Origin of the sequence: Methylomonas sp. LWB, from assembly GCF_001856095.1 — a bacterium.
GTDB lineage: Bacteria > Pseudomonadota > Gammaproteobacteria > Methylococcales > Methylomonadaceae > Methylomonas > Methylomonas koyamae_A.
The window spans coordinates 16,757-32,626 of record NZ_MKMC01000100.1 but is presented as its reverse complement, the minus strand read 5'-3'; the positions used below and the strand labels follow the sequence as shown (position 1 = coordinate 32,626).

Below are 15,870 nucleotides of genomic sequence, written 5' to 3'. Positions count from 1 at the left end.
TATCGGTCAAACCGGGAGAACGGCAACATTCGCCTGCCGATGCCGCTGTTGATCCAGCATTGCTTGCAGGACATCGCGGCGGAGTTCCCATTGACTGGCGGGCACACCTTCGAAAATCCGATACAAAAACAGTTCAACCGCTCCACCGGTTAAATTTTGTGCTGCAATAACCTTTAACGCGGAATCGACTGCTTCGTCTTGATATTTGGCTAGTTTTATTATAGCTTCTGCTAATCGAATGGCTTCGTTTTTATCCCAATCAGCCTGTGACATTCGTAAAATCAAGGCAGAATATTGATATCTTTCATCAATAAAGTTGCCTGGAAAGGCTTTAATCTCAACACTAGCTTTATGTCCAACTAAGCAGGCGATGGATAATAATCTTGTCAAGCAGCCATTATTGGGGCTTGCAATCAGCAAAGGTTCCAGCTTGTCTACAAAGTTATTATCAGTTTTGTATTCGCGATAAAAAATGAACGAATCTTTTTCTAAAGCCTCTAGAACTGAATATAATCTCTCAAAAGACCAGGCTGTTTCTGGAAATGATCCAAGCACGTGCCAGGAAAAGTATTTACTGTTGTGATTATTAATTAACTCAAAAATATCATTAATATTAATGTCTTTCATTACTTCATTTTTACCTCCCATTACAGATAACGCGAACAATACATTGCCAGCCATATTAGTTTTTGCCTTAGATGGTTCCAAAGACTTCCAAATATTATATAGCTGTTGCATCGTGAAAAAATTAGAGTTCTGATGCGTTATAGTTGCTCCATACAAGTCGAAAGGATAGCCAATTTTGGCAATTTGGCTGTCGAAAGGAAGGTTTCTTTCTGGAATAAACTTCAGGTCATCTTTGGTTATTCCGGCATTCTCCCAACGAACTTGCGCCAACAGCCAATCTTCTTTGTCGCCTAAATTTCCTTTTTTTATAGCTGCAATCAATTGTGCTTTTTCCTCAGTTGCATGAACAGCTAAAATACAAGCCGAAATAGGCCATGCAAACATGTTCTGCATTTTTCCAATTGACTTCTGCTCGTTTAATGTCCAGCCAAAAAACTCTTGAAGCAACTCCGCTAAGTGTGATTTTGAGCAGCTTAAGCCCAATGAAAATCTCCAGGCCTGTATTAGCCACTTCCATTGCTTATTGGCTTCTACTTTGTTTATTGATTCATCCAGGTCGCTGACTTTACTATCAATAATTGGGATAAAATACATCTCGAAACGACCATCATCAACCCCTTCAATACGAATTTTTGTTTCGTCAATTTTTTCTAATTTCTCATAAAAACCTATCCATTCCTTTGAGTGAAGGATCAAGCCACTACAATCTCTTGCCCAACCTTTTTCATTTCCGTAGTGTGTTTGTAGCGGCGAAGCATTCAAAATAGCCATTGAATACTTATCCGCCAACCAGTTACCCTTATTGACTCCCGATAAAGATTTAATAATTTGAATTGATTCTTCGGCATTGCTGGGCCAGTTGTTTCTCGCCAACTCATTGGCCCAAATTATATTTTGACAGTCCAAATGTAATAACACGCGCCACGCAGCTAAATGGCGCTCGAGTCCGCTAGTTGCCATCCGTTCTTCTATCGCAGATTTAAAACATTCTTCTAACGAAGCAACATATTGGTTTGCCAAACGGACTTGAGCCTCACAAGGAGGCAATTCCAATAAACGCAACGCGAGTTTGGCAAATAGCCTCAGTTGGCCGGGTGCCTTTGCTAATGCGCCGTCTTCGAGTATTTCCAATGCCAATCTCGATCCAGCGAGGGTGGCTTTTTCCAACTCACCGTCATCAACTCCATCCCCCTCGTTCAGCTCGCAACACAAGGTATACAAGGTATCGCGTAAATGTTGCCGCTCGTGAAAACACCGGCCGGCAGCAAATAGAAACACGTTACGCCAATGCGCCGCAGGCGCGATGGCGCGCAAGCGTTGGCTGACGTCTTGATCGCTACCGTTCATCAAGCATTGTGCCGCCATAAATTCCTGTAGTGAACGTATCTCGAAGCCCACTTTATCCGCCTGCGGGGCCACTAGAAACACCAAGCGATCGATCGAGGCGTTGACGATGTCCGCTTGCAAGCGTTCACCATCTACACTGGAATGGCCTTCGCTCGCCAGCCGCTGATTTATCAGCTCCGCGAATTCGGTCTGCGGTAACAAGGCATCGGTTCCGCCGGACTGTTCGGATATGGCTTGCAAGCGCAATCCCACGCGCTGGTGAATTGCATCAATATCGGCTTTATAGGAATTCAAAAGCTCGGCGGCCGGGATGTCGCGCTGTTGCTCGCGTTTGTAGATCACGTCATAGTAGTCGTTGAACAAGCGCCAACGTTCGCGCGGCGGTTGGCCAACATTTTCCACCAGCATGGCCATGATGGTGACTTGTAACGGGCTACGCATCAGCCGGGCGGTGGCTTCTTCCTCTCCGGCGCGCTGCAAGCGTTGCGTTAATGTGTCGATTTTGTCGGGGTCGCCGCCCCAGCGCTGTTCCAACAAGCGGTCGGCGTAATGCAGTGCCCGAGGCACATCCAACGGTAAAAACTCGAAGTGACGGTAATAAGCCGGAGAAAAATCGTTGTTATATCCTTGGGGCCGGGTGGTGGCGACTAATAGCAAGTCGGCATTACAAGCTCGGGCATCGATCAGAAAATTCTGCACCGCGTTAATGACCTGCTCGCGATTCGACGATACCGGCACTTCGTCCAACCCGTCCAGGACGATCAGCCACGGATAAGTCTTGAGCCAGCCGCGCAAATCGTCGGACGACAGGGTTCTTTCCGACAGTTGTGAAATACGCCGTATCAAATAGTCGAACAAAGACGCCGTTTTGCCGGCGGCCAAATCGGCGGCAAAACGGTTCAGCACGATCCGAACCGGAAACCTCGGCATACAGGGTAGTTCCAAACTTTCATGGGCAATTTGCTCGATGATCAGCCTGGATGCGGTTTTGGCTTCGGGGGAAATCAGGTGTTGTTCTTCTAGCCCCAACAGCGCAACCCGATATAGTTGGCATAAAAACTGACTGAGGGTCGTCTTGCCTTGGCCGGGGCCGCCTATGAATACCAAGCGGTCTCTACGAGGTCTTCCGTGACTTTGATAGCGCTGCGATTCGTTTAGCGTGGCTTTCGGGCTAAAGTTCTGCGCCCCATGTTCCAAGAGACTGGCTACGACATTGAATGGCTCACCTTCACCTTTAATCGGCAAATCGACAAAGACTTGCGCCAGTGGAATGCGATCTTTCGGCTGGTGCCCGGCTTGATTGAGATTGACATATTGATCAGCGCACAGCTCTTTTTGCAGGTAACCAGTCATGACCTCACGAAAATCGTGACGTTGCGGCTGCATCATCTTTATCAATTCCGCCAACACGTCGCCTGCGGTGATCCAGGCCGCGTAAGCCGTGCGCACATCGGCGCAGCTATCCAACATGACCCGCAATTGGTCGTAATCCCAAATGCGAAAGTCCTTAAGCCCTAACTCTACTTTATGGCTCTCCAGATAACGAGTTAACCTGTCCTTGCCGCCGACTTCGGCAACCGGTGTCAGTACCACGTTGGTGGCAAAAATGTAATATTCGGGTTTCTTAAGCTTGCTCTCAGCCGAGGTGAATTTTTTGAGTTCGTCTTTGAGTTCTTGTAACGCCCAATCGCCGTCCTTTCCACTACCTTCCGGGCGCTGCTTGAATTTTGCCTGAACAACGCCATAACCGTGCCAACACTCGGCGTTATTGGGAAAGGCTATCTTTCCTTCGAATGTGGCCTCGCGTCCGCCGTCCGGCCCGTCGCCGAAAATAACAATACCGGGGCCGACGACCGAATGCGCCAAGGATTGAATCAGTTGCTCGAAAGTGCGGGTAGAGAGGCGGGATAAGTCGTAGTCCATGATTCTAATAACTTTAGGAATTACGCACCCAGTTTAACAGCACGAAATCATTTTAACGTAAACGAACGGAACACAGTTTGGCACCCCTCCACTGAGATTTTGGCGAACGAGCCTGTATTCGACCGTAGAAACCTGAATTCGCTCTCTCATTTCCAGTCTTCATAGCCATGATTGATCTTCCCGGAAGAAATTTTCCATGGCGCTCAGTATCAATTCTAGGGGTATGCGCCCACTAAGTGGACTCTACGAGGAGTTACCACCAAGCTTAATGAAATAATCAAGATAAAAAAATTCCGCCTTTTGAATCGGCCAATTTCAGCCATTGCGAAGAGCCAGGCGCGGCTCGCGCCGTTTTAAACACGCCAACCGGCATTTTTGCGGTTCCCAGCGGCGAAATAAATGCGAATTACGCCGTCGGAAACGTTCACCACGACTCTGGGAACGCTCCCAGAACTTTTAGCAACGTTCCCAGCGCTCTCGTCAGCATTTTTAGCCATCTTAGGGACTTTCCCAAAAGTCCTGGGGAGGTTCCCGGCCGTTTTTGGGGACACCCCGGCGCCGAAAAAAATGTCCCCGAGCTCGCCAGGAAGGTTCCCGAAGTCGTTGTGAGTGTTTATGGCGCGATGATTGGCGTTTTAAATTCGGCTGTAAACCTCAATTCCGTGTCCGGAAACGCGCTTAATGGCGGCATGAGGCATGCGCTAAACGCAATGGCGGCCACAGTCGACGGCCGCAAACCAATGATTCGGAAAGAGTGGGTAAGTCCAAAAGCGATTCAGTTCGGCAATTCCGCGCAGATTGGCGAATCGACACGAATATCATGGCTGTGAAAAATTACCTCAAAAACCCCATTTAGCCTGATGTAGAATTCAATTCAAATATCGCTGGTATTAAATCGTTTTTCATTGGGTTTATCAGCCGTGAATGAAAGTCCCAAATCAACGGAGATTGCGGATATGGCGAATATAAAATACTTTCTGCCATTTTTGGTTGCCTCGACATTGGCGAACGGCTGTGCCAGTTTTGGAATATATGCTCCCAAGGATCTATCGACTATCAAACTGCCCGCCGCCACCCGTATCGATATTAAAGCAACACCCAGTATCGACCGAAGTTCGGTAAAACTGGACGTCGGCACGGTTCGAGAGATCGATATTACCCATCAAGTCCCTTATATTTCGGACAGCGAACGCACGGGTAGTTTGCAATTGCCGGCCGGCAAACACACCATAACCGCCGAAGCGGATATTCCCTGCTGGTATTGCTCTCCCAACCCGACGCATTTCGTCGACACAGCGAATATCTGCGTCTCCCCGGAAAGCTGGCCCGCCGGACAAAAAAATTACACGTTAATCAACGAAGCGAGCGGTGCGGTGATGGGAAAAACCGCCAACGATGGCTTGGAAATGACCGCCGACTCAGGTTCGCCCGCTAGTCGTTGGGATTTTATGACCGTATACGGTATTCAACAGATCGGTATGATCGCTAGTGTAGATAACCCCTGCTTATGCCTGCATGTGGGAGACGCTAATCAAATTAACCTGGCTATCTGCGATTCGACTGACCGCAACCAGCTTTGGGAAGCCATGCCTGTGCCAAACAACAATGCTTTTATCATTAGAAACGTCAATAATTTTTCTTGCCTGACCGAAGTACCCAATAATTCCTTGGGCTATTTTTCGTGCGATGCGAATCCAAACCAAAACCAGAATTGGAAACCCAGAAACAATAATCTAGGCCGAATAGAACAGCCGTTTTAAAAGACAATCGATTTAAAATCCAATCCGATGAGTAATGACCGTGCCGAATATCAAAAATTATCTAACTGTATTCAGCGTCATGCTGACCAGTCCCATCGCATCGGCGTCCACCAACGCCACGGTCAGTACGACTATTGCCCAAACCAACAAGTACAGCGTTCCCAATCCAGGAACCAACGCGACGAAGAATGTCATCGACAATCACTCTGGCTACACGCCGTCCTCGGCGGTTGCCAGTTATACCTTGTCGGCCGACGGCGAATCGGGTTACGCGCGCTCGACCGCCTCCGCTCATGCCTCGGCCGGCTACCTTGGGGTTTATGCCGCTAGCGATAGCATGTACAGTACCAAACACCAAGATGCTCAAGGCAATCTTAGTGGAGCCGGCGGCGGCAGCGCCGATACCCATGCCAGCGCAAATTGGTACGACTTGTTGACAATCAACGCGTCTGGCATGAACGGCCGTCTTGGCAGTTTCTCGGCGAGTATCGTCGTCTCGGGCAATGCGCTGGTCCACACCGACCCTGGCGTGATGCTTAAGAGCCCGGATGGCGGCCTGCTGTTGGCATCCAATGAAGGCCGGTCGTCGGTTTCATTGGCCGGCAGCGGACTGAATTGGCCCACTCAAACTTGGGACGACGCGTGCGGCGGCGGACAATTGGCATGCGCCAATACCTCTTATGGGTTCAGTCCGATTCCCAATGTCGATTACCATCGCGGCACCGCCTCAATCACAATACCCGTCACGATAAATTTTCGGTTCGGCATCGCCCAAACCATCGGTTACAGTCTATCGGTGTCTAGCCATGCGCTGTCGGACGTTCAGTACTTCAAAACCGCCGGCAGCGGTGGCGTCAATGCCGTGGCCGATCTATCGCACACCTTGTTGTGGGGTGGCATCGACGGCTTTTTCGACGATCAAGGAAATGCCATTTCCAACTTTAGCTTAAGCGCTTCCAGTGGTTTCGATTACAGCCAAGCCGCCATCGTCCCGCTACCGCTGTCGGCATGGCTGATGTTGTCGGCGCTGATGGGCTGGTTGGGCTTGCGGCGCAAACAGTCACGGGTCGCGGCCTGATTCGCGGTCTCCGCCAAATTTAAACCTCAGCGCTCGCTTGGATTCTCCTTCTAGCCTAAGACTCGGCCGAATGCTGCTGATTGGAGTACAAACCTAGGTTTGCACTCCGGCGCGCGATTGGCCGCAGGGACCGGTTGGACTTTGCGATGCGCCGGGCGACGGAGTAGCTTATATCGGGCGCGGATCCGATCGGAACGCCAACGATTCGGTATTAACCAACCAAACTCGGACTAGCGCCATGACTCCAAATCAGCCCAACAACGCCGATCGAACCGAAATAGCCGATCTATGCGCGGTCGCTCAATATGTCGAGCAGATTATCGCCGCGGAGCATCAATGGATATCGAATCGGCTGTCGTGGTTTTACATGTCCCAGACTTTTTGCTTGGCGACGCACGCGGTGCTGGTCACGGCCCAAAGCGCACACGCGCGGCGAGATTTCGAGTTCCTGCTCTGGGCGATGCCGCTGTTCGGACTGGTTTCGAGCGTTATCGTGTTCTTCTCGGCGAAAGCGGCCGAATCGGTCGTCCGTTCGTTGGCGGAAGAACGGGCCAAATTGACCGGGCGAATCAACGCGGTCGCGGGCGCTTCCATTCCGTTGATAGGCGCGAGCCGGCCCAACCGCCAAGCCGATTTGCACTGGACCCATTGGGCCGGCGCGTTGCCGTTGAACATTCTCCCGCCAAGCCTAGCGCTGATTTGGATCGTGCTGTTGATCTTTCGATTTTCCTGCAAAGCCCTGTGCGCCGGTTGAATGCCGGCAGTGCCTAGCCTATGCGAGCGACTGCCTCGCGGGCAGGGGGATTGCGCTGATTGTTCGAGTTATCGCGCTCTACTTCGCTAAAGCACTAATCGGTAAAACCTGGCGCTAAACCTTAAATGCTAGGGGCGTTCAAGCGCCGCAACCGCCCCGCGAGTCTCTCCGATGATCGTCATTGTCTCTGGCGAATACCTGCGCACCTTCGGGAATCGCCCAAAATACGGCATATCCCGCATCAAACGTGAAATGCCGCACTTTGTCTCCGCTAGACAGCAATCACGCCTAGATACTCGTCGAGACCCATCGGTCTAAATAGAAAAATTGCCTAATCAAATCAGTTGCTAACAAATGGCGAACTAAAAATTTCAGAATCTATTCCTAACGGCATGGTTAATGCCTATTGAATTATTAACCCGGCTATTAAATACCGTTCGCCGCGAGCCTGTCTCAGGCCACGCCTGCGGGGGCTGAGACGCGCTCAGCCCGAACGGAATACCCGTGATCAATAGGGCCGGGTTAATACGCTGATGGCAATACCCGTTAGCGATTCACGACTTTTCCTAAAAACGTCTTTACTCGAGCAAACATGATGACAATGCATACTTCACGTATCGGACCGTCGAGCAGGGTCCGGCAACTTTCTCTCTGCGGCTTGGCGGCAATAGCCGTGTCGGCCAACGCCGTGGCGCTGGAGGGCTCCATCGGCGGCACGGCCTATCTCAGTTACGATCAAGCAACCTGGGCGACGCTGAAACCGCTGGAAAGCTATAAAAACATGAACTATCAGGAGCTCTACGGCGGTCAGCGGATACCCACCGCCGACATAGCCGGGCGGCGTTGGGCTTATCCGCAGTTGTTTGTCGACAACAGCGTGCCCGCCAAATTGCAACCCTGGTGGTTGGCCACCAATGCCGCGATTGCCAACGGTACCGCGACTGCGGCGGCTCTTGCCGAATGGCGGGTGCTGGATCCCGCGCAGCAAGTTCCGGCGGCGCAACCGGCTGGCGGTTGGGCCATGGCGGTCGATTCGCTGGACGAGGGCCTGGACCCCGGCTGGGCTGACGGCTATCACCCGACCGATTTCGACCCGACCACCGGGGTCGGCAAGATTGCGCTCGGCGGCTCGCTACGCCTGCATAGCGATTTCAACTCGCCTTCCGGCGTGCTGTGGATGCGGGGCTTGACGTTGGAGCATCGCGGCGAAACCGAGAGTTGGTATATCGGCAACGATGCCGGTCCAGCAAGCGGAGCATTCTTCGAACTGATTGATCCGGTTATCGGCGTAAATCCGGATAACGGCTTGTTGAGTATCGACGCCGATTTAAAATTCGGCGACTCCCTGTACTCGCGAATATTTTTTAATTTAGACGGCGACACCCGCGTCATCGGCCATTTCTCCCTCAACCCCTCACTGACGACGCCGACCAGCCCGGTACCCGTGCCGGCCGCCGCGTGGCTGTTTTCCTCGGCCATGCTGGGTCTAATGGGCATTTCGCGTCGGCAACGCTTAAGTCCGAATGCGTGTTAAATCGCGCGGAACAAGCGCCTCATACCCCCAACATTACCCTCAGGAACCATCGTATGACATTTTTTAGTTTCAAGCCCTTACTGGCTCTCGGCCTGCTTGCGCTAAGCGTAGGCCCGCAAACCGCCGGCGCGACGGTCGTCGCCACCGCTACCGTTCATTGGAACCCGTTAGACGTGGAGATTATCGACTTGTCCGGCGGATTCGATACGCCGCAATTTAGTTGGATTTCGCAGTTTGGCAGTGTGAATAGCAGTGCTTACACGGATCTGGTGGAGGGCAACTCCGACAACCAAAGCGTCGAGGATTTCACGACCCAGCTAAGCTCCGCGAGTAACAGCACACACTCCGGCAGCCACGCCGAACGCGGTGATGGGATCGTGCAAGCCCAGGCCCAAAGCGATGCGCTCGGCAACAATTTCGCGGCGACCCAGGCCAACAACCAAGGTAGCTTCGAGATGCGCGGCAAAGGCGTTGCGCTGATCACGCTGGATTGGACATTGGCGGTCAGCGGCGCCGAGCTCACCGACCATTTGTCGGCATACGGCTATGCCAGCGTCAATCTGTCCGGCAATTATACCGACCAAAACGGCGCCAACGGCGGCGGTAGTAAGAGCGCATCCATCAGTCTCTCTCAGGGTTCTGATAGCCAAAGCGGCAGGTTTCGCTTTGCCGTAACCGGCGATGGCGTCAATGTGGTCATCGGCAATTTTGGCGTCATGGCCGATGTCAATACCAGCACGGTCAGTACGGTGCCGATTCCTTCGGCGTTCTGGCTGTTCGGCGGTACGGTCGTTGCCGCATGGGGCGGCCTGAAGCGCAAATCGCTATCGGCTTCATGTTAGCGCGCGTGCCCCGAAGGCCGGATCACCAACGCATCGACGTGCGATCCGGCGGCCTTGTCCAACCGACTCTTTTATCGTCGCCGGTCGGCGCTGACGATCCCATCGCGGATCGGCCGTTCGGCCGTTGCTTAACCCCATTCGTTATTCAAGGAATATCATTATGAAATGTTTATCTATCCCCGCCGTCGCGGCGCTATACGCATTGTGCGCGGTCGGGAGCCTGCCTAGCGCCAATGCATCGGTCGTCGCCAGTTCGACGATAGACTGGAGCAGTTTCAACATCCAACTTATCGACTTATCGAACGGCACTAACGCGCCGGCGTTTCGCTGGACCGCCCAAAGCGGCGTCGCCAACTCCTGGGCCTTCGTGTGGACCAATCCACCCAGCAACGATTATCCGAACCAAAGTGTTACGGCGGCGGATTTCGGCAGCGCATTGACTACCGACACGGCCACCACGCTTTCGCAAAGCCGCGCGACTCGCAATGCCGACTCGCTGGACAGCCATTCGCAAAGCGCGACCGATTACTATACCAATGGCTTTGCGACTGCCGGCAACAACGGCGACTTCGAATTGAGCGGTAACGGTCTGGCCATACTGACGCTGGACTGGCAACACTCGGTCAGCGGCGGCGGCGAAGGCGATATTTACAATTGGGCGAACGCGACGACCAGTATTTATGCCAACTATTATGGCAGCGACGGCGCGGGCGCCAACAAGTCGGTTCTGGTGTCCACCAACAGCTACGATGCGGTACCGCAAACGCGAAACGGCAGCTTTGTCTTCGTGATTTCCGGCGACGGCGAGCATTTGGTGAGCGGATCTTTCGGGGCCACCGCGTCAGCCCGGACGATGATCAGCCGTCCCGAAGACTCCGGGCCGATTAACCCGGTCCCCGTGCCGGCTTCGGCTTGGCTGTTCGGCACGATGCTGCTGGGCTGGTTGACCGGCCGGCGACGGTTGGCGGCTGGATAGCTGCGCGGTAAGGTGTTCAAGTAAAGCCGGGGCCGGAGTACATTGCCGCCCCGGCTAGCGACGCATTCCCGTTTCGCCGGCTTGCCGAAACGGGAAAGTCATTCCGACTAACACACTGAATCGCCTAAACCCCGCCGCCGTTTGGCCCGGTACATCGCCCGGTCGGCTTGTTTCAACAACTCGGTGCCGTTCAGGCCGTCCCGGCGATACAGCGCCGCGCCTATGCTGGCTTTGACCGAGATTTCCCGCCCGGCCAATTGATACGGCGCCGCCAGGCAAGTGTGAATTTTCTCGATCACCGCATTGACGCCGGCTTCGCCGTCGATGTCGGTCAGCAGCAACAAAAACTCGTCGCCGCCGTAGCGGCAGGCGGTGTCGCCGCAACGGATATCGGCCGACAAACGCCGGCCGACTTCCCGCAACAAACGGTCGCCGGCATCGTGACCAAAGTTATCGTTGATGGTCTTGAAATCGTCGAGATCAATGAATAACACGGCGACCGGTTTTTGCTGGCGATCGGCCTGCGCCAAGGCTTGTTGCAAGCGGTCCAGCAGCAGGCTGCGATTAGCCAAACCGGTCAATTCGTCATGGTGGGCTAGATGCAAGGCTTGCTCGCAACTTTCGGCGATTTGCTGCAATTGCCGGCTTAAATTCGCTTCGGTTTTGGTCAATTCGGCAATGGTCAGCCGCGCGGCGGCCAATTCCTGCTGGCTGATGGCTAGCGCCCGTTTCAGTTCGGCGACTTCGGCGTTGACTTGATGCAAATGCAAACAATCGCCATGCAATGCGCAATTTCGTTCGCCGCCGGCCTGCTCCGCATTGACCACCGACTCGGTACCGGCGCGGTCGTTCCAAGCGATCGGGATGTCGGGGGCGAACACCTGTGTTGCTTCCGGGCGAGTCTGGCGCTCGGCAAACAGATTCGACCGCAAAATCGCGGCCGATTGACGGCTGGACATGGGGACGGCACTGGTCCCTACGGAGTCGATATTCATAGATAAAATCCTGATTAAGCCAAAGTTACAGGAAGCCGCTCGGCGGCTGACGGCATACTTCAGTCAAATTGCGTGCCAATTGGGAAGTCAACCGCTTAGAACCTCACAAAGGATTGATATCAATCAAATTTGCGCGAATAGACGCCTGGCGCTCAAGCCCAAGCGCGGCAAATGCCGGGGAGTTTGGAGACGATATTTCGTCTGGCTTACGAAATATCGTTTTATGTCGTACTCGCTTCCAAGTGGGTTGCCGGTTCGCAAGCGCTCGCTTCAGGCCGCTCGACATTGCCTCCGAGCCAACCTTAACGATGCCGGTCGGCACTGATTTATGGCATCGCGCCGAAGAGCCGGATCGGGGGAAAAATGCCCCGCGATTGGTCTGTCCAACGGGAAGTGCTTGACGATTTTGCGTCCAGCTCCGCTCAGAATCTTGGCGATCCCAGTACGTTTGTACTAGTACGAAATCCCCGTTGCCGGCTGGCGGAACTTCGCCGAGAATATCGGCGCAACCCTTGGGCCGTTGGAGCGCGAATAGCACCCACGCGAGCCCCAAAACATAGCCGGCATGCTCCAGGAGAGATGACAATGAAGAATTACGGCGTATTAAAAGCCAAGGCCATCGACTACCAACGAGATAGCGACGATGATCCGCACTCGGAACTGCTGGTCGGCGTTGGCGGCGTTAAATACCGCATCGCGATCAATGTGCGTTCCAGCCGAGGTCCGGTCGCGCAACGCTTGGTCGAATACCTGATGGTGCATGACTTCAAACATCCGGTGTTGGACCGGGCCCGCGAACTGCCCGAAGGCTGGAGCAATCTGGCGGACGGCGTCGCCGACGGCGCGGCGATCGATTACATCCGCGGCAATCTGTTTCGCGGCCAAGACATGAAGCCCATCCCCCATCTGGCGCCCGGCCCCAACAACGATTTGTTCGAATTCGTCGAAGACTTGGCGCAGCGGGCAATCGCCGATCCGGGCGCGGTGGTTTACGCCTTCGGCGAAAAATGGGGGCCCGAGTCCGGAAAACCGGACCAGTATTTCCATTTCGAACCCGGCAACGGCGTACATTTGATCCACATGAATCAGGGTGGCGCCGGCGAGAGCAACGGCACTTTCCACGATGGTGGCTTGATCTTTGATTTCTCAGGCTCCGGCGGCGCGGTCGGGCTGTTCATCAAATTTCAAAACCAGGTTTGGCATACCGACGACCAGACCGCCGATCCGATCGGCGACGCGCCGTCGGTGCCCGAAGTACCGATTCCCGATACCGGCAGCGTCGATCCCTGGCCGGTGGTCGCGCCGGATTCGCCCTATCATTTGGCCCGTATCGTCGCGGCGATGGTCAATCCGCCCGGCGCCGATCCCGGCCAGGAATTCGTGACGCTGTTGAACGCCTCCGGCCACACACTGGATCTGGCCGGCTGGAAAATTCTGGATCAGCAAGACAAGGCCGAAGCGATTGCCGGCAAAATCGAGCCCGGCCGCGCCTTGACAGTGATGCTGAGCGGCAAGGGCGCGCAATTGTCCAACAAAGGCGGTACCATCACGTTGCTGGACCAGCGCGGTCTAAAGGTGGACGGCGTGGCTTATACTCGCGATGCCGCGAGGACCGAAGGCCAGCCGATCGTGTTCGGCGGCTAAATTCGTCATTGAAGCGTCAACAGGCTGTCGTAAAAGTCAAAACAGAACCCTATCCTCGCGGGACAGGGCAGGGGGAGGGGGTAAAAACAATGCGTTACCTTGCATTTCCCCGCACCCCGACCTCTCTTTCTCTAGGAGAGGGGCATTCCGACACCCTTTCAATTGGGGGGACGTAAAGCGCATGATCGACATTTTAATCGGCTTATGTTTGGTATTCGCGATGTTCGCCGGCTTGGTGAGCAGCGTCAACGAAGTGGTCGCCCAATTGCTGGAAATGCGCGGCAAGGTGTTGTTCGAGGGTGTCGCGTTGTTGATGGGCGAACTGGAAGGCAGCGGCCGCTGGCGGCGCTGGCTGGGACAAGTGGATCGCAAAATCCACGAGGTGCTGAACGATACCGCCGATTTGGCGGCGGTGCCCGGCTTGCCGGCATTGACCCAAAAGCTGTTCGCCCATCCCTTGATCGATACCTTGTCGCAGCCCGGCTCCAAACCGTCCTACATCGAGCCGGCCTGCTTCGCCGAGGTCTTCGTGCAATTTTTGGCCAAGGGCGAGCGCACCCCGGAACGGATTGCCGCCAGCCTGGCCGAACTGAGTCCGCATCTGCAAACCTTGTTCGGGCCGATGCTGGAAACCGCCGGCGGCGATCTCGTGGCTTTCAAGACCAAGGTCGAGCAACATTTTTCGCTGGTGATGGACCGAGTCGGCGGTTGGTACAAACGCCGCAGTCAGGCGGTGATGTTCGCGGTCGGCTTTTTATTGGCCGCCGCCCTGAATGTCGATACTCTGCACATCGCCCACTATTTGCGCTCGAATCCGGCCATGGTCTCGGCGTTGGTCGAAACGGCCCAGCGGGCGGACAATGCGGCCGGGCCGCTGAATCCGGACGGCGCCGACAGCGAAGCGCAAGTCAAACTGCGGCAAAGTATCGAAGCCTTGCGCCGCGACCTCGATCATTTTCGGCAACTGTCGTTACCGATCGGTTGGAACGTCAAATACGACAGCCAGGGCACACCTTGCGCGATCCAACGCTTGGACGACCAAAAAGCTCCCTGGCTAGGCTGGCTAATCACAGCGATGACCGGGACCTTGGGCGCGCCATTTTGGTTCGACGCGATCTCCAAACTGTTTGCGATTCGCGGCTCCGGCCGCAAACCGCCCGCCGCCGACGCGGATAAATAAGCGCTTCCTTCTCCGTTAACTTCAGCCAAATCCAGGACAACTTGCGATGACCGAACAATTTCCTCGACTCATGAAAAATCCTCGCGCCGCCAATCCCGTAGTCGGCGGCATCGCGGCCGGCATCGGCGCCGGCGCGAAAATCGGCTTGTTGGCGTTAGTGTTATTGGCGGCCGGCTGCGAATGTCAGCAAAAGCCGATTTTTCTGCCGGCGGCGATGGCCGGCAAGGTCGAGTTAGTCGAGGACTGCGCCGAAAGCTGCGATAACGACGTTCTCGCCAGCGCGGTTGCCGAACCGGAAAAAGGCGGGATAGCGTCGGGCAAACTGCTCCGCATCACCGACGACGTCGAAGTTTACCGGATGTGGAATGGCCCTGACGGCGGCTTGAACGCCTACGGCGGCAGTAACCGGCTCGGCCCTTGGTGGACCGCGGAACGCCCGTCCGGCACGGACCAGGACTACCGCGCCAAGAATGCGATCTGCCCCGCTTGGAATGAACTCAAATGGGTCGCCAAATGTACCCTGAAGAAAGGCACCCTGATCGCTATCGGCCCCACCCAGTCGGCGCGCTGCCCGAGCGGCGAATTCTATCCGGCCAACAACACTCAACAAATCTACGTGGATAATTATTCGCCCAAGCACGTCAGTTGCGGTAAGTACTTGGAAAGCGATTATCCGGTGGACGGCAAGGATCTGTCGGTCAAAATTCCCTACGTCGAGCCTAAACCCAAGGATTGTTCGGCTAATGCGGAAACCAAGCCGCCCGTCTCCGAACCTCCCGCGCCCGCGCCGGCCAAGAAGGCCAAACGCAAATAAACCTAAAAAATCAGTTCGAACGCGTAAATCCGTTCTCGTCGGGCTTTCCAAAGACTGTGCGGAAGTTAAACCTCCCGCATTTGGCGAGCATTTCCAATCCTGCCCACCCATCGACTGGGCTCGGGGCGAACGGGGTTTGGAATGCTCAACTGATTTTTCTAGGATAAACCGCTAACCCGGCAGGTGAGAAAGTCCCGATTTTTATCGAACGCCCGCCCGTGTCCCGTCTAGCCTATCCCGCTCCCAGAAAGGTCGTTCGGGTTGTCCGAGCTACCGCCATGCCTTTCCTATCGTCCGCAAATCGCGAGAACCGGGCTGGCGTGGGGGGCGGCGGCTTGTATAATCCCGCCTTCCTCGACGAGGATTAGCAAACCATAATAAACAACAGGAGTGTGT

At 54.6% G+C, this 15,870-nt stretch carries 11 protein-coding genes; 9 read left to right on the top strand and 2 right to left on the bottom strand.

What is annotated here, in order from left to right; translation table 11 throughout:
• Window positions 1-6 precede the first annotated feature (6 nt).
• Entirely contained in the window at window positions 7-3,897 is a 3,891-nt protein-coding gene (locus tag BJL95_RS22830; protein ID WP_064027951.1) for an NACHT domain-containing NTPase, read from the bottom strand.
• Window positions 3,898-4,853: 956 nt separating this feature from the next.
• On the opposite strand from BJL95_RS22830, the gene BJL95_RS22825 reads away from it, so the two are divergent.
• From BJL95_RS22825 to BJL95_RS22800, 6 genes are all read left to right on the top strand, one after another.
• On the top strand, window positions 4,854-5,657 hold the full coding sequence (locus BJL95_RS22825; protein WP_071160874.1) for a hypothetical protein: 804 nt from the start codon (window positions 4,854-4,856) through the stop codon (window positions 5,655-5,657).
• 34 nt (window positions 5,658-5,691) lie between these two features.
• A complete protein-coding gene (locus BJL95_RS22820) occupies window positions 5,692-6,735 on the top strand; it encodes a hypothetical protein (RefSeq protein ID WP_071160873.1) in 1,044 nt (347 codons plus the stop codon).
• 238 nt (window positions 6,736-6,973) lie between these two features.
• On the top strand, window positions 6,974-7,489 hold the full coding sequence (locus BJL95_RS22815; RefSeq protein ID WP_071160872.1) for a hypothetical protein: 516 nt from the start codon (window positions 6,974-6,976) through the stop codon (window positions 7,487-7,489).
• A 673-nt stretch (window positions 7,490-8,162) separates the two neighbouring features.
• The gene (locus BJL95_RS22810; protein ID WP_071160871.1) at window positions 8,163-9,023 is read left to right on the top strand and encodes a hypothetical protein; all 861 of its coding nucleotides are present in this window, start codon (window positions 8,163-8,165) and stop codon (window positions 9,021-9,023) included.
• A 53-nt stretch (window positions 9,024-9,076) separates the two neighbouring features.
• On the top strand, window positions 9,077-9,865 hold the full coding sequence (locus tag BJL95_RS22805; RefSeq protein WP_071160870.1) for a hypothetical protein: 789 nt from the start codon (window positions 9,077-9,079) through the stop codon (window positions 9,863-9,865).
• Window positions 9,866-10,025: 160 nt separating this feature from the next.
• Window positions 10,026-10,841, top strand: a complete 816-nt coding sequence (locus BJL95_RS22800; protein WP_071160869.1) for a hypothetical protein — start codon at window positions 10,026-10,028, stop codon at window positions 10,839-10,841.
• Between the two features lie 107 nt (window positions 10,842-10,948).
• Here BJL95_RS22800 and BJL95_RS22795 read toward each other — a convergent pair whose 3' ends face one another.
• Entirely contained in the window at window positions 10,949-11,836 is an 888-nt protein-coding gene (locus tag BJL95_RS22795) for a diguanylate cyclase (protein ID WP_083386221.1), read from the bottom strand.
• A gap of 585 nt (window positions 11,837-12,421) precedes the next feature.
• On the opposite strand from BJL95_RS22795, the gene BJL95_RS22790 reads away from it, so the two are divergent.
• The 3 genes from BJL95_RS22790 to BJL95_RS22780 all read left to right on the top strand — a co-directional run bounded on the left by BJL95_RS22790 (window position 12,422) and on the right by BJL95_RS22780 (window position 15,474).
• A complete protein-coding gene (locus BJL95_RS22790; RefSeq protein ID WP_175463784.1) occupies window positions 12,422-13,480 on the top strand; it encodes a DUF2278 family protein in 1,059 nt (352 codons plus the stop codon).
• Between the two features lie 181 nt (window positions 13,481-13,661).
• The gene (locus tag BJL95_RS22785) at window positions 13,662-14,660 is read left to right on the top strand and encodes a hypothetical protein (RefSeq protein ID WP_071160866.1); all 999 of its coding nucleotides are present in this window, start codon (window positions 13,662-13,664) and stop codon (window positions 14,658-14,660) included.
• Window positions 14,661-14,706: 46 nt separating this feature from the next.
• A complete protein-coding gene (locus tag BJL95_RS22780) occupies window positions 14,707-15,474 on the top strand; it encodes a hypothetical protein (protein ID WP_139306397.1) in 768 nt (255 codons plus the stop codon).
• The last annotated feature ends 396 nt before the right edge of the window (window positions 15,475-15,870 follow it).

Coding starts and splice junctions, on each gene's coding strand:
- BJL95_RS22805 (WP_071160870.1), top strand. CDS start 9,077: ATGACATTTTTTAGTTTCAAGCCCTTACTGGCTCTCGGCCTGCTTGCG.
- BJL95_RS22830 (WP_064027951.1), bottom strand. CDS start 3,897: ATGGACTACGACTTATCCCGCCTCTCTACCCGCACTTTCGAGCAACTG.
- BJL95_RS22815 (WP_071160872.1), top strand. CDS start 6,974: ATGACTCCAAATCAGCCCAACAACGCCGATCGAACCGAAATAGCCGAT.
- BJL95_RS22825 (WP_071160874.1), top strand. CDS start 4,854: ATGGCGAATATAAAATACTTTCTGCCATTTTTGGTTGCCTCGACATTG.
- BJL95_RS22795 (WP_083386221.1), bottom strand. CDS start 11,836: ATGAATATCGACTCCGTAGGGACCAGTGCCGTCCCCATGTCCAGCCGT.
- BJL95_RS22820 (WP_071160873.1), top strand. CDS start 5,692: ATGACCGTGCCGAATATCAAAAATTATCTAACTGTATTCAGCGTCATG.
- BJL95_RS22790 (WP_175463784.1), top strand. CDS start 12,422: ATGAAGAATTACGGCGTATTAAAAGCCAAGGCCATCGACTACCAACGA.
- BJL95_RS22800 (WP_071160869.1), top strand. CDS start 10,026: ATGAAATGTTTATCTATCCCCGCCGTCGCGGCGCTATACGCATTGTGC.
- BJL95_RS22785 (WP_071160866.1), top strand. CDS start 13,662: ATGATCGACATTTTAATCGGCTTATGTTTGGTATTCGCGATGTTCGCC.
- BJL95_RS22780 (WP_139306397.1), top strand. CDS start 14,707: ATGACCGAACAATTTCCTCGACTCATGAAAAATCCTCGCGCCGCCAAT.